This is a genomic window from Sphingobacterium faecale, from assembly GCF_016746095.1.
Taxonomy (GTDB): domain Bacteria; phylum Bacteroidota; class Bacteroidia; order Sphingobacteriales; family Sphingobacteriaceae; genus Sphingobacterium; species Sphingobacterium faecale.
On record NZ_JAERTY010000004.1, the window covers coordinates 288,903 to 315,114 of the forward strand.

A 26,212-nucleotide genomic window follows, 5' to 3' on the forward strand; every position below is an offset into this window, starting at 1 on the left:
GAATGCTATTTTGAAAAAATTACTCCCTACGCCAGCATTACCTGGATCAGGTTCCTCCCACCAAAGTAGGATTGGGTATAATCTCAGCTTCTGTTCCGTACCATCAACTGATATGGAACCGCACCCCATTAAAAATGTCTATTTTTAATATTAATCTAATTGCAATACGTGGTGTGTATGCGAACGTATCTCTGCACACAGCTCCGGATTATCGTTCAATGACTGTCCCCAAGAAGGTATCATCTCACGCAGTTTTTTCCGATATTCATCTGATTTTGCACGTTCTGGGAAGCACCGCTTTAACAGCTGTATCATAATCGCTACAGAGGTAGATGCCCCAGGAGAAGCTCCTAACAATGCGGCTATCGAACCATCGGCACTCGATACGACTTCGGTACCGAATTCTAAAACACCGCCGTGTTTCGGATCTTTCTTAATAACCTGTACCCGTTGACCTGCTTTCTCTATCTCCCAATCTTCCAAACGCGCAGTAGGCATAAATTGCTTCAAAGCGTCCAACTTGTCCTTCGGTTTTTTCATGACCTCTGTAATCAGATATTTGGTCAGCGGAAGATTGTCCAGACCTGCAGACAACATCGGTTTTATATTCGATAGCTTTATTGAAGCTGGAAGGTCAAAATAAGAGCCTTGCTTTAAGAACTTAGTTGAAAAACCGGCATAAGGACCAAACAATAATGCTTGCTTGCCATCAATATAACGTGTATCCAAATGTGGAACGGACATCGGAGGTGCACCTACGGATGCCTTGCCATATACTTTGGCACGATGCTGAGCGATGATCTCAGGATTTGTACAACGTAGCCACTGTCCGCCCACCGGGAATCCACCGTAGCCCTTAGCTTCAGGGATACCTGATTTTTCTAACAGCAATAACGAGTGTCCGCCTGCACCGATAAATACAAACTGCGCTTTAATTTCTCGTTTCTCTCCCGTTTTAAGGTCTTTCACCTCCACTTCCCAACGTCCATCATCCTCTCTTTCGATATCTTTTACTTCTTGGTGCAGGGATAACTTAATATTATCCTTCGTGCGAAGGTAGTTAATCAGATCCTTGGTCAGTGCCCCGAAATTCACATCCGTACCAATATCCATTCTTGTAGCAGCCATTGGTTCATTAGCAGCTCTGTCTTTCATCATCAATGGAATCCATTGCTCCAATAGGGATTTGTCTTCTGTATATTTCATTCCCTTGAACAAAGTCTCTTTTTCCATCGTTTCGAAACGTGTCTTCAAGAAACGTACATCTTTTTCGCCAAATACAGCACTCATGTGGGGTACCTGACGGATAAAATGAGAAGGATTTTGGATAACTCCCTTTTCTACAAGGTAAGCCCAAAATTGTTTCGAAACCTCAAATTGCTCTGCTATCTTGATGGCTTTTTCAACCTTGACCGAACCATCGGCCTGCTCTGGGGTATAATTTAATTCACATAAGGCCGAGTGACCTGTCCCTGCATTATTCCATGCATCCGAACTCTCTGCTGCAACAACATCCAAACGCTCGACAATCTCGATATTGATATCTGGATTTAACTCATTGATCAATGCTCCCAGTGTTGCACTCATGATGCCCCCACCTATCAGAACGACGTCAACTTCGGTATTTTGTTTTTTCTTGCCCATGACTTCTTTAAATTGTTGCAAAATTAACATTCGTTTTTCGTTATTACGAATCATTTTGTCAAAATTCTCTCATTTCCACCACATTTTATTCGGAGAAACCAGCTCTATTTTGAATTAAAAAAATAGAGTAACTGCTCAAGCCAGCTTTAATAGCACAACTGCTTCAAAATTGATCATTGAATACGATCGAGACATTGGGAATGATAGAAGAGAAATATCCATAGACTGCAGTTAAGTATTTATACGGCTTAGTTAGGGGATAAAACGAAGAAATCAGAAGCTGTGTAAAATGAAAATGAGAAGATAAGTATATAGTGTACATCTCCTCATTTTCTTACCGATTTAAAACCGATGGGATTACCAAACTCCTTACTATGCCGAAGCGAAGGAGGTCATTACAATATACGACAGACTACTAGTATTGATCAATAAAGTATTTCAATAAATCTGTTGTGGTAACGATTCCCACCAATTCTTCGTCTTTCACCACTGGTATCGAATGGAAAGTAACCTTGGATAGCGTCTCTGTTACTTCTTTAATCGTTGCATCAGGCCCTACTATAACCGGTGTTTTGGCCATTAACTGAGGAATAGTGTACATATCATACACCACAGCTTCAATATCATTTTCTTCTGTTACATCGGCGTAACTGATTTTCAGCAGATCAGAGTAACTTACAACGCCCACCAATTTCTTATCTTCAACAATTGGAAGATGACGGATATGGTGTTTTTTAAATAGTTTTTCTGCATCATACAAACTGTCTTTCGGAGTTAGGGTAACCAACTCTCTTGTCATAATCTCGGATACAGGGACTCGCTGTTTCATACTATTTTATTTTAGTGATTTCCTTTATTTCTATACTCAAATATCAGCATCTTTATACACTAAAAACAGGATATAAATCACTTATAAAAATGATTTACAAACAGATATATGTTAATTATTATTTGTAACTTGAATGCTTGTCTTAATTTCTTTCTGATTTTACCGTTTTGCTCCAAATTTAATAACTGATGGAAGTCTTGGCTCGTTACACTGATTCGCATTTTAAAATATGAGATTCCTTTTTCAATAAACTTAAGGTTATGTCAAAATTTATCTATTTTTGCGAATTACAGAATACATATGAACTATCTACGCAGCTCAGCACGTACAAGTATAGACAGCTACCATGTAGATATTCCATAGGACAGATAAAAAACAAATAATATACATATGAAATTACTCGAAGGAAAAACGGCCTTAATCACTGGTGCTTCCAAAGGAATTGGCCGCAAGATAGCCGAAGTGTTCGCACAACATGGTGCTAATGTGACATTCACTTACCTATCGTCCGTAGAAAAAGGACAAGCTTTAGAAAGTGAATTGCAGGCTTTTGGCACAAAAGTAAAAGGCTACCGCTCGGATGCTTCCAAATTTGATGAAGCAGATCAACTCATCAATGATATCGTTACCGAGTTTGGTACACTGGATATTGTTGTCAACAATGCCGGAATTACAAAGGATGGTCTTTTGATGCGTATGACCGAAGAAAACTGGGACGATGTCATCAACATCAACCTCAAATCTATTTTCAACGTTACGAAAGCTGCTTCCAAAGTGATGATGAAAAACAGAAAAGGCTCCTTCATCAATATGTCTTCCGTAGTCGGTGTACAAGGCAACGCAGGACAGGCAAACTATGCTGCTTCCAAAGCTGGTATCATCGGCTTTACCAAATCTGTAGCGAAAGAACTGGGCTCTAGAAATATCAGAGCAAACGTCATCGCTCCAGGATTTATCCGTACAGAGATGACCGATGTACTAGACCCTAAAGTTGTTGCAGGATGGGAAGCCGGCATTCCGCTAAAACGTGGTGGTGAGCCAGAAGATGTTGCAAATGCTTGTCTTTTCTTGGCGTCGGATCTATCCGCCTATGTTACCGGACAGGTACTTCCCGTAGATGGAGGTATGTTATAAAACGTATAAGTTCTTTTGACCTTCAGGTCAAAAGAACTTATACTTTAAAATTGCTTTTTACCCCAAAAAAGTGATTACTTCGAGCAAATCGGTAACCACTTTCTGCCAAACAGAAACCACTGAAAGCAAATGAGTGACCACTCCCTACCAAAAGGCACCCCCTAAAAGCTGGCAAGTGACCACTCCTTACCAAAAGACAATCACCAAAAGCTGACAAGTGATCACTCCTTACCAAAAGGTAACCACTAAAAGCCAACAAGTGATCACTCTTTACCAAAAAGTAATCACTAAAAGCCAACAAGTGACCACTCCCTGCCAAAAGGTAATCACTAAGAGCCAACAAGTGACCACTCCTTATCAAAAGGCAATCACTAAGAGCCAACAAGTGACCACTCCTCCCCAAAAAGCAATCCCTAAGAGCTAACGAGTGATCAGTCCTCCCTAAAAGGTACCCCCTAAAAGCCAACAAGTGATCACTCCTCACCAAAAGGCAACCACTGAAAGCCAACAAGTGACCACTCCTCCCCAAAAAGCAATCCCTAAGAGCTAACGAGTGATCAGTCCTCCCTAAAAGGTACCCCCTAAAAGCCAACAAGTGATCACTCCTCACCAAAAGGCAATCACTGAAAGCCAACAAACAGTCACTTTTTTTACCGCTTTTTCTGTTTTTTTCGATTAAGTTTGTAGTCAATATGCAAAGGCAACAAGTTTTCAATATACAGACAGCGGACGATTTTAATACAACTGCCCTACAGGTTTTCAACTTTCAGGCCCAGCACACCCCCGTATACCGAGACTATATACAAGCCTTGCGCATAGCCCCAAAGACAATCATCGACTATAGACAGATTCCCTTTCTGCCCATTCAGTTTTTCAAAACACAGCAAGTCGTAGCCGAAAACCGTAGACCAGAGATGGTATTCAGCAGCTCGGGTACGACCGGAATGATCAACAGTAAACACCTGGTTCCCGATCTACATTGGTATATCGACAGCTACCGGAAAGCCTTTGATCTATTTTACGGAGACGTGGCAGAGACCGCTATTCTGGCGCTACTTCCTGCCTACCTCGAACGTGAGGGATCATCGCTCATCTACATGGTGGATGACCTGATACAATCTTCACAGCAATCAGAAAGCGGCTATTTTCTATACAACCACCAAGAGCTCTACGATACGCTGAAAAGCCTACAACAGAAAGGGACAAAAACGATATTGATAGGTGTCACCTATGCCTTACTCGACTTTGTAGATGACCACAGCATTGATTTTCCGGAACTCATTGTCATGGAGACTGGTGGCATGAAGGGAAAACGCAAAGAGATGGTGCGCGAAGAGCTTCATCTCCAATTGAAAAGAGGTTTTGGGGTACAAGAAATACATTCCGAATACGGTATGACTGAGTTGCTGTCCCAGGGATACTCCTATGGAGATGGCATCTTCCGAACACCACCATGGATGAAAATCCTTATTCGAGATACCAATGATCCCCTGACGCTGTTATCCGATAAAAGAACAGGGGCTATCAATGTGATTGATCTCGCAAACTATTATTCCTGTTCTTTTATCGCAACGCAGGACTTGGGCAAGATTCATCCAGATGAATCGTTCGAAATCCTTGGCCGGTTTGACAATGCCGACATTCGTGGTTGTAACCTGCTGGTGCAATAAAGCTATTGCAGGCTACGATCATCAAAGGTATTTCCCGCATTCAGATCACCGGTATCGTATCCTTTCTTAAACCAATAAGTCCTTTGCTTAGAAGTACCATGCGTAAAGGACTCGGGGTTACTGTGCCCCTGCGCCTGCTCCTGGATATGATCATCCCCCACAGCCGCAGCCGCCTGCATACCATCGACAATATCCGCATATGTCAATTCGATATCCGAATTCTTGTTGACATAATGTGCCCATACTCCCGCATAAAAATCAGCCTGTAATTCCGTCATCACAGAGATTTTGTTATACTCCCTTTCGGACATTTTTGCACGCATCGCATTCGTTTGCTTTAGCACCCCCAAGATATTCTGAATATGATGGCCTACTTCGTGCGCTATGACATAGGCTAGCGCAAACTCTCCCTTGGCACCAAAACGTTGCTTCAATTCGTCATTGAAAGTCAGGTCCATATAAATCGTCTGGTCCGCTGGACAATAAAAGGGGCCATAGGCAGATTGCCCCATTCCACATCCGTCTGTCGGGGTATTTCGGTCATACACAACAAGCTTAGTCGGTGGGTAATCGGCGTTTGCCTGTTCACGGAACAACTTGCCCCATACATCTTCGGTACTCTGCAGCACCACCCGCGAAAATTCGGTCAACTGCTGTTCCTCTGCACTCAATTCCCGCACCTCTCCTGTTGTCGTTTCTTGTCCCGCTCCCATCTGCTGCAACAGCTGACTTGGGTCCCCCCCCATAAAAAGCCCAATCAATAGGACTATTACACCACCAATACCTCCAATTGCGACCTTTCCGCCCGAAGACATGCCTCTTCTATCTTCAAAATTACCGCTTTGTCGACCACCTTGCCATTTCATAATTTCTATATTTAAGTTAAAATCTTTTCATCTATACATCAAATTCTTTGCCAAAGGAAAACAAAAAACTTACATTTTTTATTGACATCTTTAACATCAAGTATCTTCAACACAAAGACATAAGAACACAAAACCTTTCATTAAAAAATCGTATATTTGGCCCATGAGTTTAGAAAAGTTATTAGCCGAAAGAAGTGGAAATAAATGCGAGCTATGTGCGAGCACTTCAGACTTATCTGCGTATGAAGTTCCACCTACCTCCAATGCCAACTTGGACAACAGTATCTGGGTCTGTGAGGTATGCAAGTCACAAATAGAGAAAAGAGAACAAATCGATCCAGAACACTGGAAAGTATTGTCGGATACGATGTGGTCGGAGTACGCTCCTGTACAGGTGGTTGCTTGGCGTATGTTGAGCCGACTGCGCAATGAAGGCTGGGCTGCTGATAATTTGGACATCCTATACCTGGATGATGACAATCTAGAGTGGGCAAAGAAAACAGGCGATCATGAGCAAGACGGTACTGTTGATTTCCACCAGGATTCAAACGGCACAAGACTGTACGAGGGAGACACCGTCGTATTGATTAAAACATTAGACGTGAAAGGTTCATCGCTAAATGCCAAACTAGGAACAGTTGTTAAAAACATACGTTTGGTACCTGATAATATTGAACAGATAGAAGGTAAAATAGAGGGGCAGACCATTGTGATACTCACTAAGTATTTGCGTAAAGGATAATAAAAAAAGGAACTAAAGTTCCTTTTTTTATTGAATAGTTATTACGTTTCGGTTCAAAACCAGAAAACCTTCCTTTTCGAGAGACTTCAGCAGTCTAGAAATCACCACACGAGAACTGTTAAGTTCATTAGCGATTTCCAGATGTGTTTTATGGACAGCATTACCTTTATTGATGGTAGCAACATTTAGCAGATAATTCTTCAGCCTTCCGGACATATCGTTAAAAGCAAGATTATCTATAGCCTCCAACATCTCATCCATTCGGTTATTGTAACTATCAAACACATATTTACGCCAAGACGGATATTTAGCCAACCAATCCTCCATTTTCTGCACAGGGATCATCAGCACCCTACCTTCAGTCTCGCCAATCGCACGGATATTGCTCTGCTTATCACCTAGACAACACGCCATAGTCATCGCACAGGTATCTCCTTTTTCTAGAAAATACAACAACAATTCACCTTCCCCATAATCATCCCGCATTATCTTTATGGCACCATCCAATAATATGGGCATCACGGTAACAGTCTCTCCCATATCGATTAGGATATCCTGAGGTTGAAAATGTTTTAATTGAGCAACATCCCCAATTTCATCAACGAGTCCAGGCTCAAACTGTTCGGGGTAATAATTCTCTAAAATCTCCTTTATCTGCATACTATTCTCTAATGCGGCAATTTATCTTTTACAAGGCCGTAGATAAAGGTACCAAATAAAGCACTGACAATCACTATCAGCATCGGTAATATCCCAGCACCGAGCAAAACAAACATTGGACCAGGACAGGCACCAACCAGCGCCCAACCTAAACCAAAAAAGATCCCCCCTACCAAATAGCGTACTATGGATTTTTGCTTTGGCACTATAGAGATCTGCTCTCCATCCACATTCTTGACCGAACGTTTCATCCACTGCACCCCTGTCACTCCTATTACCAGTGCACTTCCCATAAAACCATACATATGAAAAGACTGGAAATTAAACATCTCATATATCCGGAACCAAGAAGCCGCTTCGGCTTTGTACATTACCACACCAAAAAGAACACCTAAAACTATAAATACAAGTTGTCTCATAAACTTAAAAAATTAAGGGGAACAAGCCGTGAACCATAAGCAAGCCTCCAATAAAAAAACCAATCACTGCAATTAACGATGGCAACTGCAAATCGCTCAACCCTGATATGGCATGTCCAGAAGTACAACCTCCTGCGTAGCGTGTACCAAATCCGATAAACAAACCTCCAACGATCAATAACACTATATTCGACCAAGACATATCACCATATATCTCGGTAGGAACGTAAGCGTTACCCGCACTCTCAAAGTTCATCGCCTTCAACTGGGCAATAGTGTCTGCGGAAATCGCTGGTACTTGATTATCCGACAAATAATGAACTGCAACATACCCCCCGATTACCGACCCCAATAAAAACAGTAAGTTCCAGCGTTGAGCACGCCAATCGAAATCAAAGAAGTTACAGGACTTGCCAGCGCCTGCCAGCGCACACATCGTCCGAAAGTTAGAAGAAAACCCAAAGCTCTTCCCTAAATAAATCAATGCCAGCATAATCAATGCTACCAATGGGCCTCCTACATACCAGGGCCAAGCGTCATAAATCCATTCCATATGTAAAAAAAATTTCATATCTGCACAAATATAATCAGCATACTTAATTAACTCGGTTACTTTTGTTACATTTGCATTGGCAAAAATCAAAATTAACACACAGTATATTAATATTTTAATTCTATTAGATTTTATACTGCAAAAAAGACTAAGCCCGTGTCAGACAAATCAAATTTAACTTTAAGGAGAATAGTACTATTCAGCCTTATTTTATCATTCGCTATACTAAGTACGATATTCGTTTATCAATACCTACAGTACAAGAAAGTAGAGAGCAGACTCAATGCCGCCTATTCTTCCGGTCACCTACAGTCTCCTGCATTGTACAAGCTATTTTCAACTTTCAGCGAAGCCGATAATCTCTTCCGCTTATATACCATAAGCTTCGATAAAAACGACTTTAATGGTTACCGTGCTAAATTGGACACCATTAAGCTCGTAGTAGACTCCCTAGCCGCACTTCCGATAGAAAGTAATCCAATAAAAAACACACAGGGCAATAGTGTCACCGAAGGTAGCTTGGCATTACACTACGCTGCACTAAAGAAACAGGTTGACGATATCGTTTACTACGCACAGGATTCCTTACAGGTACTGACCAATAAAACAAGTACAAACTCACAAAAACCGCGTATTACGCAGTCCGATTCGATCATCAGCAAAATACTTCGGGATACGCTACAAATAGCGCAGGAGCAAGACACGGTGGTAAAGAAAAAAGAAGGTCTTTTTAACCGCATTTTTAAAGCCAAGAATGATACTTTAGTCAATCAGAAAACCAACGAGGTACTGAATGTTAATCAGATCGATCTAGTACAACGCAATATCGATCAACTGATTTCAACGAATGAAAGAATTTATAAAAATAATCTACGTGACCTACGTCGGGTATTTCAAAAGCTTCAGCAAGCCGAAAAAGAACTTATCGTTTCCAACTATAGCCTATTGAACAATTTAAAAATAGGCATTGAGAACCTGAGACAAATAGAATTAGATGAAATCCGCAAGGTCGAAGAACAAGACTTTGCACTATATAAAGAAAACTCATCCAACTTCGGAAACCAACTAATCATAGCGTTATCCATCATGTTGCTGATGATTGTATTCTTGATCTACTACCAGTATGAAGTGGCTTCTTATGAGCGTAAGCTTTTGGATGAAAAAGATTATGCCTCAAAAATTGCAGAAGAAAAGACCAACGTTCTAGCTAATATCAGTCACGAAGTGCGTTCTCCCCTGGTCTCGCTGCAGGGCGTAGTTAGTTTACTAAAGAACAACAATGATGCGAAAACTATCGACAAAGAAATCATACAGACTATCGACAACGATATAAACGTCATCAATAGTACGGTCAATGATATACTAAACCTGAGCAAACTGGAAGCAGGTTCTTTAGACATCAAATTTGGTTATATATCACCTTTTAAACTGATCGAAGACTGCATAGCCCTGCATCAGTACCAAGCCGAGACCAAAAAACTACAGTTGATCAACGACAATAAAATAGATCCGCATCTAATGATCTGGGGAAATGCTTTTCGTTTCAAGCAGGTGCTCTCCAATCTCATATCAAATGCTATTAAGTACACACAGAAAGGCACTATAACGATTAAAGCCGAGATCAAAAAAACGGGAGATAAAAAACGGATCCTCATCCGTGTAATTGATACAGGTATTGGTATTACGGATAGCAAGAAAGACCAGATATTCAGAAAATACTATATCGCAGACAATAAAAACAAATCAGGCGGCTTTGGATTAGGTTTATATATCTCAAAAATACTAAGTGAACAGATCAACAGCTCCATCTCTTTTGTCAGTGAAGCTGGTAAAGGAACGACTTTTACTTTTGATGTTCCTATTAAAAAAAGCCATATAGAAGCCGATGGATTACAGCAATTATCGGTAGCGGACTTGCCTAAAGACCTTAAAATCGTATTCATCGACGATAGTCGCATCGGATTGTTCTTTATACAGCAATTGTTCGGTAACAATCAAAATGTACGTCTCTTCGACAACAGTCAGCAGGCTTGGGCGTACTTAAAATCAAATCCGGTCGACGTCGTCGTAACCGATCTCATCATGCCAGAACTCGACGGTTGGGAAATATTAAACCGCATCAAATCCACTGATAACACGGTCCATACCAAAGTTTTTGTCTGTACCGCGGAAAATATGCTTCTAGAAGGAAAGTCTAACCAGAAGTACTACTTTGATGGTGTCATTAATAAGCCTATCAGCGAAAATAATCTCGTGACGGCCTTAAGTAAGGTGAAAGGTGGTATATAAAAACAATGAGCGGTGTATTAAAGGTCAACCGGATAATACACCGTTCCTAAAGAATTTAATTCATTCAGATCGACTTCTTTCTCAAAAATTCCAAATACCGCTGAGCCAGATCCCGACATAGCAGCATAAACAGCTCCCCTTTCATACAGCAGATGCTTTATTTTCTCAATCTGAGGATACCTTTCAAAAACACCGATTTCAAAATCGTTGACAAGATGAAACTTCCATTCCTGAATAGGCAATTGGATTACCCTCCTCACGTCTAGGACAGGAGTTTGCGGTACCACACACTGATAGGCCTCCACTGTTGAGATATGAATATCCGGCTTCACAATAACGATAAAATAACCGGATAGATCCAGCTCTATGGCTTCAAATGTAGTACCTATCCCTGAAGCAAAGACAGGCTTATTCTCGATAAAAAAGGGACAATCTGCTCCCAGTTGCTCTGCATACTTACCAAGCTGTTCTTTGGAAAGATGTAGCGAGTTGTAGTTATTAAGCATTTGTAGAACCTGAGCTGCATCTGAAGAGCCCCCTCCTAAACCTGCTCCTATAGGAATATTTTTTAAAAGGTGGATAGTCATTGGAGCAATCCCATAGTCAGCATTCAATAGCTCAAATGCTTTCTCACAGAGATTAGTTCCTCCTCCAGGGATAGACAACCCATCCGATTTGAAGGTCATTATTTCCGCTGGTGTCAACTCGATCACGTCGTACAGCTTCACTGGATAGAAAACAGTTTCTATATTATGATAGCCATCCTGCCGCTTTTCAGTGACCAGAAGACCTAGATTGATTTTAGCATTTGCAAATGAAATCATAGCTAAACTTATTGCGAAGAAGCCTTCTTCGGTCTATTGAAATTACCTTTTTTATTAAAAGGCTTCCGCTTTCTCTTGTTATTGCTCTTTAATCGAGGTTCGTAGGCTGGTCCTGGTTCAAATCCTTCAGGCAATGTCTCTTTACGGATTTCATATTCAACCAACTTTTCGATAAGAGAGAACTTAGCTTGATCTTTGACATTTATAAAAGTAATCGCTGTTCCCGTAGTCGCTGCACGTGCTGTACGCCCCACTCTATGCACATAATCCTCCGGATCTGGTGGCACATCATAATTGACAACCAAACTAATTCCCACAATATCGATCCCTCGTGAAATGACATCCGTACCGATCAACACATTTATCTTTTTGGCCCTAAATCGGCTCATGATATCTTCCCGTTCCGATTGGTTCAGATCCGAATGGAAGCCTTCCACAGCCAGACCGCTTTTATTAAGATCCCGGGCCAATGTTTTGACGATTTCCTTTTTAGAAGCAAATACAATTGCAGTGCTGTACTTCGGATCCCTAAGAATATGCTGTAGCAGTGCATTCTTATGTTCATCATAGACGAGGTAAGCATGCTGATCTATTCCTTCAGAAGGCTTGGATATTGCGATGTTTATTTCTTTCGGATTGTTTAAGATTTTCTTTGCCAGCCCCCTGATTTTGGTCGGCATGGTAGCGGAGAACAACAACGTCTGTCTTTTTTGCGGCAGGTAGCTGATAATACGGATAATATCGTCATAAAAACCCATATCCAACATCGTATCTGCTTCATCGAGAATAAGATGCTTTAGATGCGTAAAATCAAACTTACCCGAACTCATGTGACTGATCAGACGACCAGGTGTCGCTACAATAATATTAGCACCTTCGCGGATAGCTCTTTTTTGCTGTTCATAACCCATACCGTCTCCTCCGCCGTATACAGCGATAGAAGTCGTACCTGTAAAATACCCCAGTCCCATAACCTGCTGGTCGATCTGCAGGGCCAGTTCCCGTGTCGGCACCAGTATAATGGTATCGACGCGTTCTCTTGGCTCCAGCCCATTCTTATGCAAAATAGGGAGCAAATATGCCGCAGTCTTGCCTGTACCTGTCTGCGCACAAGCTATTAAATCTTCATTATCCAATATAACCGGTATGGTCTGTTCTTGTATGGGTGTCGCTTCTACAAAGCCCATGGTATCGAGCCCTTCTTCCAATGTAGGGATGAAGCCAAATTCGTCAAATCTCAATGTATTGAAATATCTATATTATAAAATTAATCGAAGTTACTAATTTTTAGGCAATAATCCCGTGCTCTTTACCGACCAAAATTCCAGATTTACCGACTCGCTCTACGGGCTAACCTATTTATGCTGTGCCAGATTCATCATTCATACTACCTTTGGACTATACAAACAATAAAAACAAAAAGATATGGCTACTAAAACAACATTTGATTTCAATAATGAGAACATAACAAGCGGTGTTCAGAATATTTTCAAAGTAGTACAGGACAGCAAACTTACCGTATCCTCCAGCGAAGGTAAACAGTGGTTAAGTATTCCACTGATATTTGGATTGCTCATCGGTATAATCTTTCCTTTCGTCGCTGTTATAATCGTTGCACTAGTCTTACTTCGTGTGATTAAAGTAACTGTCGAACGCGAGATCCAGGATAATGTGAATGGCCAAAAGGCAATAGATGCTAAGTAAAAACGGAACGCCCCTGCAAGCTTCAATGCTTGCTTTAGTTTATCGAAAAGAAATAAAATTTCGTTAATTATGTGTTAAGATCAATGTTGAGATGAACCGAATGGCACCTCACTTGTCCTATGCGTGTGACATCAGTTTTGTAACACACAACTTAATTACACACATATGAAAACGACAATTAAAATCTTAAGCCTATTGTTCATTGCAGTATTTACTTTAGCATCATGCAGCAAAGATGACGATCCAGCGGACAATGACCTATTTATTGGGAAGTACGAAGGTACCGTTTCCTTTAAAAGCACAAAAGACGGAGACACCGATGTTCCATCAACAAATGGTTCGGTAACGGTCACCAAGATTGGTGACACGTACTCTTTTAACTTTTCAAATGGGATTCCAAGCATTAAAGATATCACCATGAAAAAGGGAGATAACAACACTATTATGTTCAGCGATAATGGCATCGGGACCATTACAGTAACAGCTTCCAACCTATCCGTTGCCTTTACAAAAGATGGCAGAGGTTGGCTAGCGGATTGCAAACGTTAAGTCGTATCAAAAAAAATACAAAGAAAGTTTTACTTAGTGTAATAAATACACTATATTTGTATCATCATAATTTAGGTTTATAATTGGTTATTAAAGGTTTTCATTCTCCCCGTTTGAAAACCTTTATTTCAAACTTCAGACCGACTGATACACAAAGTAGAATTAGATTTTTCAAAATTATACATGTTTAATAAGTAGTCTTCTGTGCGTTGGAAAACTACAAAAAAAAGAGGAAAGCGATGTAAATCACCTTCCTCTTTTTACTAATTACTTCCTTAGCCCAATTACTTTCTCCGCGTCAGCGCCCGATTGTATTCATAGTTCATCCGTGCGATATTCAGAACCGATATACCTTGTGGACACTCCACTTCACATGCTTCCGTATTCGAACAGTGTCCAAATTCCTCTGCATCCATCTGCTCCACCATCCGGATTACCCTTTCCTGTCTTTCCTCTTTACCTTGAGGGAGCAATACCAGATGGTTTATTTTTGCCGACGTAAACAAGGCTGCACTACTATTCTTACAAGTCGCCACACAGGCACCGCATCCTATACAAGCGGCCGCATCGAACGCCTCTTCAGTAACCTGATGACTAACCGGCAATGCATGCGCATCAGGAGCCTGTCCAGTATTCGTAGATACAAATCCTCCACTTGAAATAATCCGATCAAATGCCGAACGATCCACCCGTAAGTCTCTTTTTATAGGGAAAGCCTGTGACCTAAAAGGTTCTATAAAAATCGTTTCATTGTCTGTAAAAGACCGTAAGTGCAACTGGCAGGTAGTCGTATTCTGGAGCGGTCCATGCGCAATACCATTTATCATCATTCCACATTGTCCACATATCCCCTCGCGGCAATCATGGTCAAATTCGACAGGTTCATCCCCCGTCAGTATCAAGCGTTCATTCAGGGTATCCAACATTTCTAAGAATGACATGTGCGGATTTAGATCTTCAAGCACATAATCAACCAATTTACCTTGTGATTCCCGGTCTTTCTGACGCCAAACTTTAAGATTTAACTTCATATATAATTCCTTTCTGAGCCGTCTGTTGCCAGATCGGTCTGACTTTTAATGTTACTTATAACTGCGCACAATAGGCTTTAATACTTCAAATGTAAGTTCCTCCTTATGCAGGACCGGATCAGCGTCCGCCCCCGCCCACTCCCAAGCGGAGATAAACTGAAACTCGGCATCATTCCGCATGGCTTCACCTTCTGTAGTTTGATATTCTTCCCGGAAATGCGCACCGCAGGACTCATTTCTGCTCAATGCATCAAAACACATCAACTCACCAATCTCCAAATAATCAGATACGCGCCCTGCCTTTTCCAATTCACTGTTCATCATAATGGAGTCTCCCGGTATCTTAACATTTTTATAAAAATCCTCACGGAGTTTTCTGATTTCCACAATAGCCCCTTTCAAGCCTGCCTCATTACGTGCCAGGCCACAATAGTCATATAGAATCTTCCCTAATGTCTTATGGTAATAGTCCACCGTCTTATTTCCTGCAATAGCCAATAGCTTCCTGAGGTTTGCTTCTACGGCTTCCTGTGCCTTATCAAACGCTGGATGCTGATCATCGATCTTTCCGGTATGTATATCCCCCGACAGGTAATTCGCTACCGTATAAGGCGCTATAAAATACCCATCTACCGAGGCCTGCAACAAGGAGTTGGCTCCCAATCTATTGGCACCATGATCTGCAAAATTAGCCTCTCCCAAAGCAAACAGTCCAGGCACCGTAGTCATCAACTCATAGTCTACCCACAGTCCCCCCATAGAGAAGTGCGCAGAGGGTGAAATCATCATCGGTTCTTCGTAGGCATCAAATCCCGTAATCTTGCGGTACATATCAAACAGATTACCGTACTTTTCCTCAATCTTAGCGCGTCCCTGCTCCTTGATGGCTTTCGCAAAATCAAGATACACCGCATTCTTCAGTGGCCCGATTCCAAAACCAGCATCAATCCGTTCTTTGGCAGCCCTAGAAGATATATCACGAGGTGCCAGGTTACCGAATGCAGGATACCTTCTTTCCAGATAATAGTCCCGTTCATTTTCGGGAATATCATTTGGCTTTCTAGTTTCACCCGTATTCAACGGTACCCATATCCGTCCGTCGTTACGGAGCGATTCGGACATAAGTGTCAGCTTCGACTGATAGTCTCCTGACTGTGGCAGGGAAGTCGGGTGGATCTGTATCCAGCTCGGGCTGGCCATCAAAGCTCCCTTCTTATGTGCACGCCATATGGCAGATCCATTACAGCCCATTGCCAATGTAGATAGGTAGTATATCTTCCCATATCCTCCTGTAGCCAAAATAACCGCATGCCCGGCATGCCTTTCTAAAACACCTGTATCAAGGTTACGCACGATGATCCCCCTAGCTTTTCCATCGATCAATACCAGATCGAGCATCTCATGCCGCGAATACAGCTTTACAGTTCCTTTTCCAACCTGCCGCATCAACGCCTGATAAGCGCCTAGAAGCAACTGCTGTCCTGTCTGCCCACGTGCATAGAAAGTTCTGCTCACCTGTACCCCACCAAAAGAGCGGTTATTTAGGTAACCACCGTATTCCCGACCAAAAGGAACGCCCTGTGCTACAGCCTGATCGATGAGATTCAGCGAACATTCCGCCATACGGTATACATTTGCTTCACGGGCCCTAAAATCCCCTCCTTTCAAGGTATCTACAAACATACGGTACACACTATCGCCATCATTCTTATAGTTTTTGGCGGCATTTACCCCTCCCTGTGCAGCGACAGAATGCGCCCGTCTTGGGCTATCCTGAAAACAAAAAGCCTTCACCTGGTACCCCATCTCGGCCAGCGAAGCTGCAATCGAGCTCCCTGCCAGTCCTGTACCAACTACAATAACTTCCAATTTCTTACGGTTTGCTGGATTGACCAACTTAGCCGTTTTCTTAAAATTCTCCCATTTTTGCTCCAACGAGCCTTCAGGGATTTTAGCATCTAAGTTCATTCTGTTCAATCTTAAGTTTAACCCGTAGTGATAAATATATAAATAGGCATCATGGCAAATCCTGCACAGACCAGGATAGCATATACCGCACCTGCAACCTTTATCCAGCGTACATATTTAGGATGGAATACCCCGAGGGTACGTAGTGCACTATGCACTCCATGAATGAGATGATAGCACAGTGCTACCATGGACAATACATAAATAACCACATACCACCATTCCTGAAATGTGGTCACAACCAACTGGTAGAGGTCTTTATTTCCATTGCTATCTACCGGTAGTGTCCCAAATTTGTACACGTACCAAAAATTCTGAAAATGAATGACCAAAAAGATGAGTATCAGCGTACCGAGCACGCCCATATTACGGCTATACCACTTACTGGCGCGCCCCCTTTGGTCTTTTTGATAGGGCTTAGCAGCCTTTTTGTTTTTTGAGGTAATAATCAAGGCATCTATCACATGGACGATAATACTGAGATAAAGCACATACGAAACCATCTTTATCAATCCGTTGCCTGAGAGAAAATGAGAATACCAGTTAAATTGTAGACGGGCTTCTTCTACCGGCAGGAACAACTGTAGATTTCCTAATAAATGTATAATTAGAAAGAACCCCAGAAAAAGTCCCGTCAGGCATAAAAGCATTTTACGAGATAATGTTGTCAACATCGCAATATATATTTTAATAATAACCAATTACTTTCATCCACAATCCACCCACGGCCATATAGATCACCAGCAGCAGAATACCGATTTCCAGTCCCCTTAGCCACCAGGCTTTCAGCTCGACATAGCCGCTACCAAAATACACCGGCGCAGGCCCATGTCCATAATGGGTCAGCACGCCATAGATAGAGCCCATGAACCCCAGCATCATAGCCAGCAGCATTCCTGGTATACCTAAAGATATCCCCACACTCAGCAAGGCCGCATACATAGCCGCCACATGCGCTGTAGCACTTGCAAAAATATAATGGCTGAAAAAGTAGACTAATACGATCACCGGAAATGCTACCATCCAGCTGAGCCCGCCGATCTGCACTTTGACCAAGTCGCTAAACCAGCCTATAAAACCGAGCTCATTGAGTGAGCTGGCCATCATCACCAGTACAGCAAACCATACGATCGTATCCCAGGCCCCTTTCTCCGCCTTCACATCTTCCCAGGTCAGAACCGACGTCAACAACAGCAACGTCAACCCGATAAATGCCGTAGTCGTCGCATCGATGGAAAGTGCTCCTCCAAAAATCCACAGCGCCAATAACACAAAAAATGCAAGCAACATCAGCCATTCGTTGACTTTTATAGGGCCCATTTCTTTCAACTTTTCACTCGCCATCTTAGGCGCATCACCAGTTTTTTTCAATTCGGGAGGGTATATTTTATACATCACCAACGGTACAATAAAAAATGCCGCAAGACCAGGGATGAAACCGGCCGCGGCCCACGACATCCAGGTGATATCAACCCCCAGATTGGCAGCAAACTTTTGACACATCGGATTACTGGCTGTACCCGTCAGGAACATCGACGAGGTAATCAAGTTCATGTAATAACTATTGAGTGTCAAAAAAGAACCTAGCTTACGGTGCGTCTTCGGATCATCGGGTACAGACCCAAAACTCATCGCCATGGACTTCATGATTGGATATATAATCCCTCCTCCCCGCGCCGTATTGCTCGGTATCGCTGGCGCTAAACACATATCTGCCAAGCCCAATCCATATGCTAGTCCGAGCGAACTTTTACCAAAAACCTTAATAAAAAGGAAAGCGATCCGGTTTCCGAGTCCCGTCTTAATAAAACCACGGGCAATAAAAAAGGAAATACCGATCAGCCAGATTACCTTATCGCCAAAGCCACTCAATGCCTTTACAATAGAAGCACCAGGGTTGCCAGGAGCAAGGACCTGTGTCAATGCCGTAAAACCGATGGCCATCATACACATTGTCCCCATAGGGGCTGCCTTGAGGATGATTCCCAGAATTGTAGAAGCAAATATGGCAAACAGGTGCCAGGCCTCAGGTGTCACGCCTTCAGGTGCTGGGGTAAACCAAAGCGCCAGCGCAATTAAAAAAGTAATCCCTACTCTCTTGATATTTATTTCTTTCATATTTAAATGATTTATTTCTCTTTCTTTATAGTCTACTTTGCACCTGGACAATAAACAAGTTGCCGTTATAGGTAGTCGTATTGGCTACCTGATGCTTATAGCGATCCATCTGCATTCCTATCTGTATACGGGCGCCGTAATCTTTCAAGAACTCCAGCCCTAACATCGGAGTCAGCGTCTGACGTGGATTAGAGTCCCTGCTGAAGCTTCTATCCAGATACTCATAACGGCAGGAAGCCTCTATGGATCCTAAGTTTTTGTGTCTGATCTGATAACGCAAATTGGGTAAGAAGTAGACACCCCGTACGAGATAACTATTGATATCACTTGGCCTATCTTCCTCGGGAATAGTTTTGTACAGCGCATGATTAGTCGCTTGCTTACCTTCCAGCTGTAGGTCTAGATTCCATTTGGCCGAAAAAGGAATATTGCCAACAACATCCGCCCCCCAGGCATATACATCCTTTTTAATGACCTCTCCTACACCGCCGTTCACCCCGATATTCACGCCATATTTTTTAGAGAGTCCAAAAACTAGACGCGTCATATATTGCTTCCCGTTGTCGCTGTCCGAGACCTGGTTCTTTCCATTTCCATTGACTACCGAGACTGCATATTGAAAGGGCATCTTTCCGAGGTGCAGTGTCCCTCCTATTGAAGCTCCTATCTGAAAGCTGGTCCAGCCTAGCTTACCAAATTCACTATATTGGTTCGACCAGTCCAATGACTTAATAATGTCTGCCGGAATTGTTTCCTCAATACCAAACCAAGGCCTGAACTGCCCCACAGTTATGGCCGCTTTAGGACTAAACGTGTATTTCAGGTAGGCATTTTCCAGTACACGGGTCTTCGGATCATTTTTAAAATCGGCAAGATTTACCAGTGCCACGACCTCCGTACGTTGGCTTATTTTAGCCTGAACCTGCGCACGCATATACTTCAGCGCAAAAGAATTACTAGTTCCAGAACGGTCCTCGTGATGCTGCCCTCCCACATCTACATCTTCATTGGTACTCACCACATAACGAGCCTGAAACAATCCTTTAAACTTGAATGTCGGGTAATTTTCAAATTTTTTGCCCCAAGTGCTATCCGGTACCTGCGCATAGACAGGTGCAGGTCCCAGCAAGGCGATCAAGGAGTAAAAGAAAAGGTAAAGACATGTTCTTTTCATAGGCTAATACACAGTTACAGTTTTTCATATAGTAGTTGGTTATAGTAGATACATGAATTGTCATCAAATTGTTTTAAAAAACATTAATTATAAAAAAACCGTTACGGAAAGTAACGGTTGGCCAAGCTACAACAGCTTTTATGAGCGATGTTATCTACCAAAGGCAAATGCCTCCTGTAAGGGATGCACCTTCCCCTTGAGCCAAAAAGAAAGCATTTCCATACCTACAACGGAGAAAGTAATGCCATTACCTCCAAATCCCAGTACGAAGTAAGCATTTTTAAAGTCTCGATGGGATCCAATATATGGAAGCCCATCTTTGGTCTCGCCAAACGTACCGGTCCATGAAAAATCAGTATAAAATGTCCTTTTAGGAAATAAGCGTTCAAAACTATTGCTGAGTTTACGCGCCTTACGTGCCAATAGGGCGTCCCGCCTTTCTGGGTTGCTAAATTTTTCGTCACCGCCTCCTATCAATACACGCCCATCGTCCGTACAACGCATATAAATATAGGGCGCATCTGTATTCCAGGCCAGTAGATTTCTGATCGGTTGACAGGCATCTGCATCCACTTCTGAGACAATGGCATACGTACTCAATAAGTTCACGAACTTTTCCTTGATCATGCTTTTACTTTCGTACCCCACACAATACACCACTTTCTGCGCCTGAATCTTTGCTTCCGGACCTACCGTACAGAGACTATGCCCCTTACGGTGCCTCACCTTTTTGAGTTCCGTCCGATCAAAGACCCGCAATCCCCGCTTATGGTTATAAGCCAATAATTCATGCAATAGACAGAAAGCATCAACACTGGCCCCTTGCTGAGACAGAATACCTCCGTAAGTCTTTTCTAATCCAAAACGCTGAGATAAATCCTCCTTCGAAATCCATTCTACATCAAAGCCGCCCGCCACCCGTGCTTCCAGCTCTTTCTTCAAACCTGAAACATCTTTTTGCTTTGCCGCAAAATACAGGGACTGCTTCCGTACAAAACCAGCCTTCGAAGCGATTTTCTGGCTAATATCTTCCAATTGATCAATGGCCTCTGAACAAGCTATATAACTTGATAAGGCCTTTTCGGTACCGATGAGCTCGCACAGCTTGTACAGCGGAACATCAATTTCATACTGCAACATAGAGGTTGTCGCGGACGAGCTGCCGTAGCCAATCTCCCGCTTGTCGATTAGAACAGTATCGTATCCATCAGCGATACATTGATGTGCAATCAAAGCCCCGGTTATTCCGCCACCTACCACGAGAATTTCACATTCTATATCTTCCTTCAGGGAAGGATAAGAATTCAACAAACCATTCTTTACAAGCCAAAAAGGCTCCGGTGATTTCAAGTCCATAAATTTTAACTAATCAAAGCCTACGTCATTTTTAAAAAACACAAAATAGATAATGGCCAATATTACTACTGCAATAGCAATCGCCCACATAATTCCCTTTCCCGCCGGCTTATCATCCGGTTCATTCTTTACCACCTCCGGTACCTGTCCCTCATATTCTTCTTTATCGTTAGTTTCCATGATCTTAAGTTTTTGTGTAAAATGAACAGCTCAATCCCTATTTAGTTTTTAGCACTATATGAACTTGCACAAACTTTTCCCTGACCTGCAGTTAATACGGTACCTCTCCCCGAACTTTTACCTGATCTCCCGTAACTAATACCCCTATTCGATTTGTCCCTCAACTATATGCTCCTACAACTGTATTCTATGCAAACAAAAAAATAACGATATGGAAAACTTACATCAAGACACAGCAGACCTTTTGAATCAACTTATAGAAATCAACAACGATCGTATCGAAGGTTACGAAAAAGCTATTTCTTTATTGCCCGATGAGAGCAACTATGGCTTACAGAATATTTTTGAAAAATACCGCGACCAGTCCATTCAGTTTAAAAATGAGCTGAAGCCCTTGGTTATCCGCGAGGGTGACATGCCCACTGAAGATACCCGTACCAGTGGTAAACTATTCAGAACATGGATGGAAATTAAATCTGCAGTAGCACCGTATACGGCAAAAGCAATCCTCGAGAGCTGCGAGCGTGGGGAGGATGAATTCAAAAAAGTATATAAAGAAGGGATGACAAAGCACGCACAAATCTCTTCTGCCATTCTTTCGATTATACAGAGCCAGGCCAGCTTACAGCTCGAAGCGCATGACCACATCAAAGAATTGCGGGACAACATTGATCTATAATGGATTTCAAAAGACCAGATAAGGATATATTACCGTTTTATATAAATGGCAATATATCCTTATTCTACCAGCCTATTCACAACCGCGTATTTAATTAAAGAAGCCGAATTCTTAACTCCTGTTTTTTCGATCAGATTCTGCCGGTGTCCTTCGACCGTTCGTTTACTCAAGAATAGTTTATCCGCTATTTCCACATTAGTATACCCATCACTGATCAGCTGCAGCACCTCCAGTTCCCGCTCACTGAGTTCGATTGCATCTGCTCCTCCCTCCTCACGCTCGTACCCCCCAAAGGCCGGAGGTTGCGCAATAACACGCTCCAACAAGAGCATCGCAAGCTCTTCACAGAGATAGCGGCCTCCATTGCCGATATGCGCTATCGCAAAAAGTAACTCATCGTAACTCACATTCTTTACCAGATAGCCTTTAGCACCTTTCTCAAATGCCTGTGCGACGTTCTGCGTATTATTCAACATCGACAAGACAATAATTTTTATATCCGGATATTGTTCCACCAGCTTTTCAGTCAGCTGCAGCCCATCCATACCAGGCATATTGATATCTGTAATAATAACATCCGGGACGACCCCTTCCGCCAAATAAGCAATTGCCTCCTTACCATTATTAGCTTCGGCAATCACTTTCATATTCTCCTGTGTATCCAATAATAACTTAATTCCATTGCGGACTACCAGATGGTCCTCTACCAAAATTATCTTAATCATACTGTTAGTTATACATCGTTATTAGTACCTGACTGCTTTCCGAAACACGATTTACCTCCAAAGTACCGTCATATAGACCGATTCTATTGTGCACATTGTGCAATACAGACTCTGGGTAGTGCTGAAAGCTCTCCTCTCCAATTCCCCTAGATTCACTTAAGTTAATATTTATTTTGTTTCCTTTTACGGTTATTGTAAGTGAAGCCTCGTAAGGGCGGGCATTTAACTTCCAGCTCTGCAATAATGCCTGCACAACACGGTAGCAGCAAAACTGAAACTCAGGCGATTTATCCGTTATCCGCGCATCGATTTTATAGCGGAGGTCGTAGCCCAATCGTTTTACACCAAATACCATATCTTCCATCGCCGGTAAAAAGCCAACGTGTACAAAGACATTCGGCAGTAGGTCATTAGAAAGCGTTGTAATCTTTCTAATCGTATCATTCAATCTTTTCTTCAACCCGGATATTTCATCTTCATAGCCGTTTGAAATTATAAAATTCTGCATACTCACACGAAGGGCATAAAGCTCCTGTGCCACATCATCGCGCAGCGTCAGTCCGATCTGGGCCAACTCAGCTTCATACATATCGAAAAAAGAACGGTACAAGGTATCGAATTTATCTGTAGTTAATGTTGCAAAACTATCTTCTTCGTCCAAAAAAACAATACCATAACCCCAACTGCCTTCATCCAATTTCTCCTTCTTACCATATATGCTGATCCATTTTGTACTGCCTTTACTCTTTCGCAACTGTATATACGACAATACCGTAAGATATTCGAAGTTTGTTTGTTCAAAAAAATAGTGTAAACGCATCTTCTCTTTTCCAGAAAAAAGCTCAAAAAAGGTCTTCCCTAGAACATCCTTTTTATGAGCATACCCCATTCGCTCCAAGACCTGTCCATTGGCTTCTGTTATTTCAAAGGAATTCTTCAACAGCATTGTGCCCTGTGCCCCATGTGGAAATACCTCTTTCATAACGAAAACTTCGTTCGGCCGATGGTTTATCATCAGCTTTGACCGTTCAAAGAGCTCCTGTTCCTTTTGTTTTCTGTGTATCTCCATCCACTCGAAAGATTAATACCTTCTCCAATACCTAGCATAGCAACGGAGTAATATGGTGAAGAAGCAAAAACCAAACCTATTCTCCGTTATTAAATACCTGTTATTAATTTATTTTTTGCGGTTTATACGTGCCCGAAAATATTTTTACCTGATATCAAACGCAAAAACACCCCTTTTCAAATTCGGGCAAGCATGCCAATTGTGACAGAAGTCTCTACATAAAGCACAAAAACAAAACACAACAAATTGTAAAACAGATATTTAAAACAAAAAAAATACATATACCTGATCTACCGTATTTCTCCCGCAGCGCTTTAGCAAGATCGAGTTGCATCCGTTTATGCCAATAATCCTGCATCATATTTGATGTATTCCAATAAACAAACATACACTTACAACTTAGAAAATATCGATATGAGAACAGCACAATTAAACTTGACGATTTTAGAAAACAGCCCTATTCTAAATAGTATAGCGCAGAAGTTCACGAACGATCCTTATGAAAAAGAAGAGTTGGTCCAGGAGACATTTATCCGTTCTCTCAATTATCTGGAGAAGTTTGTTCACAACCCCAAATTGGTCGCTTGGCTCTATACGATAATGAAAAATATTTACATTAATAAATACCGTAGACAGGTCAAATACCGGACTATAGAATCGGAGCTCCAACATACCACACATTTTGAGAAGACATCGAGGAACGGTGGCGAATCAAAATTTGTGATGGAAGATATACAAGAAGCACTCTCCAAGCTACCCGCCTCCAACTACAAAGCTTTCACCATGTTTGTAGAAGGATACAAATACAATGAGATTGCGGAATACTTACAAGTTCCTGAAGGAACCGTAAAAACAAGGATACATCTGGCCCGTAAATTATTAAAGGAAAGCCTTAGCGGCTATGTGTCTTAATACCGATATAAAGGAATATAAACCGTCCTTCTATAATTTTATGGAAGGACGGTTTTTTTTAAATCGTAACACGTCCCCCTGTAACAGGAATCGTTGCTCCAGACACATAAGACGCCGCATCCGAGGCTAAGAATACATATACCGGCGCAATTTCTACAGGTTGCCCTGGCCTACCAATAGGCGTATTGGCTCCAAATTTCTCGTGATCGGGTATAGTACTCGGAATCAGAGGGGTCCATACCGGCCCTGGAGCTACTGCGTTGACACGTATCCCCGAACCATCCTCTAAGAATAGCTGTGCCAAGCTAGCTGTAAAATTCTGAATCGCGCCTTTACTCGCTGCATAAGGCAAGAGCGTAGGGTTTGGATCATATGCATTCACGGAAGTCGTATTTATAATGCTACTTCCTGGTCTCATATATTTCTTCGCTGCTTTTACCAGATAGAACATAGCACTCATATTCGTTTCAAAAGTTTTATTCCATTCCGATGCACTGATTTCTTCTACGGTTTTATACGTCATCTGGTACGCTGCATTATTAATCAAGACATCGATCCTACCCAATTCAGCCACGCAAGTACGGACAATCGTCTCACAGTGTGATTCTGAGCGAATATCTCCGCGAATCAATACACAGGTGCGACCTGCTTTTTCTACCCAGGCTTTGGTATCAAGAGCATCTTCATCCTCAATTTCTTCTTTGTACGCTACTACGATATCTGCACCTTCCCGAGCCATAGCGATTGCAACAGCTTTACCTATACCCGAATCTCCTCCTGTAATAAGAACGACTTTTTCTTTTAACACCTCCCCACCTTCATAGGATTCTTCGCCATGATCAGGAACTGGACTCATCGCACTAGAGATACCGGGTACAGCTTGGTCCTGTTTTTCAAAGGGCGGTTTCGCGTATTTATCAATTGGATTATTTTCTTCTGTTTTCATAGTGTTTTATTTTAAGTTCAAAAGTTAACAATGAACAGCTCCGGCATCAAATTGTTAATAAAATTAGAGGTACAGGTATTTACCCCTAGTGGCAGTACCGTAATAAATACCCCTTTCCGCCTTTATACCTGAATCGCCCCCATCTTTTACAAACTATTCCTCCTAAGAGAC

The 26,212-nt window shown here is 42.1% G+C and carries 26 protein-coding genes; 8 read left to right on the top strand and 18 right to left on the bottom strand.

Features of this window, described 5'->3' with window-relative positions:
* Positions 1 to 150: 150 nt before the first annotated feature.
* Together JKG61_RS09200 and JKG61_RS09205 are read right to left on the bottom strand one after the other, a co-directional pair.
* Positions 151 to 1,698, bottom strand: coding sequence for a malate:quinone oxidoreductase (locus JKG61_RS09200; protein WP_262896197.1), 1,548 nt, complete (start codon positions 1,696 to 1,698; stop codon positions 151 to 153).
* 361 nt (positions 1,699 to 2,059) lie between these two features.
* Positions 2,060 to 2,473, bottom strand: a complete 414-nt coding sequence (locus JKG61_RS09205) for a CBS domain-containing protein (protein ID WP_202102678.1) — start codon at positions 2,471 to 2,473, stop codon at positions 2,060 to 2,062.
* Between the two features lie 390 nt (positions 2,474 to 2,863).
* On the opposite strand from JKG61_RS09205, the gene fabG reads away from it, so the two are divergent.
* The gene (gene fabG, locus JKG61_RS09210; RefSeq protein ID WP_202102679.1) at positions 2,864 to 3,607 is read left to right on the top strand and encodes a 3-oxoacyl-[acyl-carrier-protein] reductase; all 744 of its coding nucleotides are present in this window, start codon (positions 2,864 to 2,866) and stop codon (positions 3,605 to 3,607) included.
* Between the two features lie 692 nt (positions 3,608 to 4,299).
* Positions 4,300 to 5,277, top strand: a complete 978-nt coding sequence (locus JKG61_RS09215) for a LuxE/PaaK family acyltransferase (protein WP_202102680.1) — start codon at positions 4,300 to 4,302, stop codon at positions 5,275 to 5,277.
* Positions 5,278 to 5,279: 2 nt separating this feature from the next.
* Here the strand turns inward: JKG61_RS09215 and ypfJ are convergent, their stop codons facing one another.
* Positions 5,280 to 6,143 carry a KPN_02809 family neutral zinc metallopeptidase gene (gene ypfJ, locus JKG61_RS09220; protein ID WP_202102681.1) on the bottom strand — a complete coding sequence of 288 codons (864 nt, stop codon included), beginning with the start codon at positions 6,141 to 6,143 and terminating at the stop codon, positions 5,280 to 5,282.
* 163 nt (positions 6,144 to 6,306) lie between these two features.
* Here ypfJ and JKG61_RS09225 point away from each other — a divergent pair, with 163 nt between their 5' ends.
* A complete protein-coding gene (locus tag JKG61_RS09225) occupies positions 6,307 to 6,885 on the top strand; it encodes a PhnA domain-containing protein (protein WP_202102682.1) in 579 nt (192 codons plus the stop codon).
* 27 nt (positions 6,886 to 6,912) lie between these two features.
* On the opposite strand, the gene JKG61_RS09230 is transcribed toward JKG61_RS09225, so the two are convergent.
* The 3 genes from JKG61_RS09230 to JKG61_RS09240 are packed head-to-tail and all read right to left on the bottom strand — an operon-like array spanning position 6,913 to position 8,535.
* Entirely contained in the window at positions 6,913 to 7,545 is a 633-nt protein-coding gene (locus JKG61_RS09230) for a Crp/Fnr family transcriptional regulator (RefSeq protein ID WP_202102683.1), read from the bottom strand.
* An 8-nt stretch (positions 7,546 to 7,553) separates the two neighbouring features.
* On the bottom strand, positions 7,554 to 7,964 hold the full coding sequence (locus JKG61_RS09235) for a DUF6691 family protein (RefSeq protein ID WP_202102684.1): 411 nt from the start codon (positions 7,962 to 7,964) through the stop codon (positions 7,554 to 7,556).
* A 4-nt stretch (positions 7,965 to 7,968) separates the two neighbouring features.
* Complete coding sequence (locus tag JKG61_RS09240) at positions 7,969 to 8,535, bottom strand: YeeE/YedE family protein (RefSeq protein WP_237249421.1); 567 nt, start codon at positions 8,533 to 8,535, stop codon at positions 7,969 to 7,971.
* A 138-nt stretch (positions 8,536 to 8,673) separates the two neighbouring features.
* On the opposite strand from JKG61_RS09240, the gene JKG61_RS23165 reads away from it, so the two are divergent.
* The gene (locus tag JKG61_RS23165) at positions 8,674 to 10,806 is read left to right on the top strand and encodes an ATP-binding response regulator (protein WP_202102685.1); all 2,133 of its coding nucleotides are present in this window, start codon (positions 8,674 to 8,676) and stop codon (positions 10,804 to 10,806) included.
* Between the two features lie 17 nt (positions 10,807 to 10,823).
* On the opposite strand, the gene ispE is transcribed toward JKG61_RS23165, so the two are convergent.
* Positions 10,824 to 11,630: a 4-(cytidine 5'-diphospho)-2-C-methyl-D-erythritol kinase gene (gene ispE, locus JKG61_RS09250; protein WP_202102686.1), complete on the bottom strand. Its 807-nt coding sequence runs from the start codon at positions 11,628 to 11,630 to the stop codon at positions 10,824 to 10,826.
* An 8-nt stretch (positions 11,631 to 11,638) separates the two neighbouring features.
* Entirely contained in the window at positions 11,639 to 12,871 is a 1,233-nt protein-coding gene (locus JKG61_RS09255; protein WP_202102687.1) for a DEAD/DEAH box helicase, read from the bottom strand.
* Between the two features lie 184 nt (positions 12,872 to 13,055).
* Between JKG61_RS09255 and JKG61_RS09260 the strand changes: the two genes are divergently transcribed.
* The gene (locus tag JKG61_RS09260; protein WP_202102688.1) at positions 13,056 to 13,334 is read left to right on the top strand and encodes a DUF4342 domain-containing protein; all 279 of its coding nucleotides are present in this window, start codon (positions 13,056 to 13,058) and stop codon (positions 13,332 to 13,334) included.
* Between the two features lie 165 nt (positions 13,335 to 13,499).
* The gene (locus JKG61_RS09265) at positions 13,500 to 13,883 is read left to right on the top strand and encodes a hypothetical protein (protein WP_202102689.1); all 384 of its coding nucleotides are present in this window, start codon (positions 13,500 to 13,502) and stop codon (positions 13,881 to 13,883) included.
* Positions 13,884 to 14,167: 284 nt separating this feature from the next.
* On the opposite strand, the gene JKG61_RS09270 is transcribed toward JKG61_RS09265, so the two are convergent.
* From JKG61_RS09270 to JKG61_RS09300, 7 genes are all read right to left on the bottom strand, one after another.
* Positions 14,168 to 14,914: a succinate dehydrogenase/fumarate reductase iron-sulfur subunit gene (locus tag JKG61_RS09270; protein WP_202102690.1), complete on the bottom strand. Its 747-nt coding sequence runs from the start codon at positions 14,912 to 14,914 to the stop codon at positions 14,168 to 14,170.
* A gap of 51 nt (positions 14,915 to 14,965) precedes the next feature.
* A complete protein-coding gene (locus tag JKG61_RS09275) occupies positions 14,966 to 16,882 on the bottom strand; it encodes a fumarate reductase/succinate dehydrogenase flavoprotein subunit (protein WP_202102691.1) in 1,917 nt (638 codons plus the stop codon).
* A gap of 17 nt (positions 16,883 to 16,899) precedes the next feature.
* Positions 16,900 to 17,556 (bottom strand): succinate dehydrogenase cytochrome b subunit, encoded by a 657-nt coding sequence (locus JKG61_RS09280; protein WP_202102692.1) that lies wholly within the window; start codon positions 17,554 to 17,556, stop codon positions 16,900 to 16,902.
* 13 nt (positions 17,557 to 17,569) lie between these two features.
* Positions 17,570 to 19,051, bottom strand: coding sequence for an anion permease (locus tag JKG61_RS09285; protein ID WP_237249422.1), 1,482 nt, complete (start codon positions 19,049 to 19,051; stop codon positions 17,570 to 17,572).
* Positions 19,026 to 20,174, bottom strand: a complete 1,149-nt coding sequence (locus tag JKG61_RS09290) for a porin (RefSeq protein ID WP_202102693.1) — start codon at positions 20,172 to 20,174, stop codon at positions 19,026 to 19,028. Before JKG61_RS09290 ends, JKG61_RS09285 begins: the two co-directional genes overlap by 26 nt.
* Positions 20,175 to 20,324: 150 nt before the next feature.
* Complete coding sequence (locus JKG61_RS09295) at positions 20,325 to 21,530, bottom strand: NAD(P)/FAD-dependent oxidoreductase (RefSeq protein WP_202102694.1); 1,206 nt, start codon at positions 21,528 to 21,530, stop codon at positions 20,325 to 20,327.
* A gap of 9 nt (positions 21,531 to 21,539) precedes the next feature.
* The gene (locus tag JKG61_RS09300; RefSeq protein WP_202102695.1) at positions 21,540 to 21,710 is read right to left on the bottom strand and encodes a hypothetical protein; all 171 of its coding nucleotides are present in this window, start codon (positions 21,708 to 21,710) and stop codon (positions 21,540 to 21,542) included.
* 211 nt (positions 21,711 to 21,921) lie between these two features.
* On the opposite strand from JKG61_RS09300, the gene JKG61_RS09305 reads away from it, so the two are divergent.
* Positions 21,922 to 22,389, top strand: coding sequence for a PA2169 family four-helix-bundle protein (locus JKG61_RS09305; protein ID WP_202102696.1), 468 nt, complete (start codon positions 21,922 to 21,924; stop codon positions 22,387 to 22,389).
* Positions 22,390 to 22,448: 59 nt separating this feature from the next.
* On the opposite strand, the gene JKG61_RS09310 is transcribed toward JKG61_RS09305, so the two are convergent.
* Positions 22,449 to 23,114 (bottom strand): response regulator, encoded by a 666-nt coding sequence (locus JKG61_RS09310; protein WP_202102697.1) that lies wholly within the window; start codon positions 23,112 to 23,114, stop codon positions 22,449 to 22,451.
* 4 nt (positions 23,115 to 23,118) lie between these two features.
* Positions 23,119 to 24,183 carry a hypothetical protein gene (locus JKG61_RS09315; protein ID WP_202102698.1) on the bottom strand — a complete coding sequence of 355 codons (1,065 nt, stop codon included), beginning with the start codon at positions 24,181 to 24,183 and terminating at the stop codon, positions 23,119 to 23,121.
* Between the two features lie 414 nt (positions 24,184 to 24,597).
* Here JKG61_RS09315 and JKG61_RS09320 point away from each other — a divergent pair, with 414 nt between their 5' ends.
* Entirely contained in the window at positions 24,598 to 25,095 is a 498-nt protein-coding gene (locus JKG61_RS09320) for an RNA polymerase sigma factor (protein WP_202102699.1), read from the top strand.
* A gap of 58 nt (positions 25,096 to 25,153) precedes the next feature.
* On the opposite strand, the gene JKG61_RS09325 is transcribed toward JKG61_RS09320, so the two are convergent.
* A complete protein-coding gene (locus JKG61_RS09325; RefSeq protein WP_202102700.1) occupies positions 25,154 to 26,041 on the bottom strand; it encodes an SDR family oxidoreductase in 888 nt (295 codons plus the stop codon).
* Positions 26,042 to 26,212 lie beyond the last annotated feature (171 nt).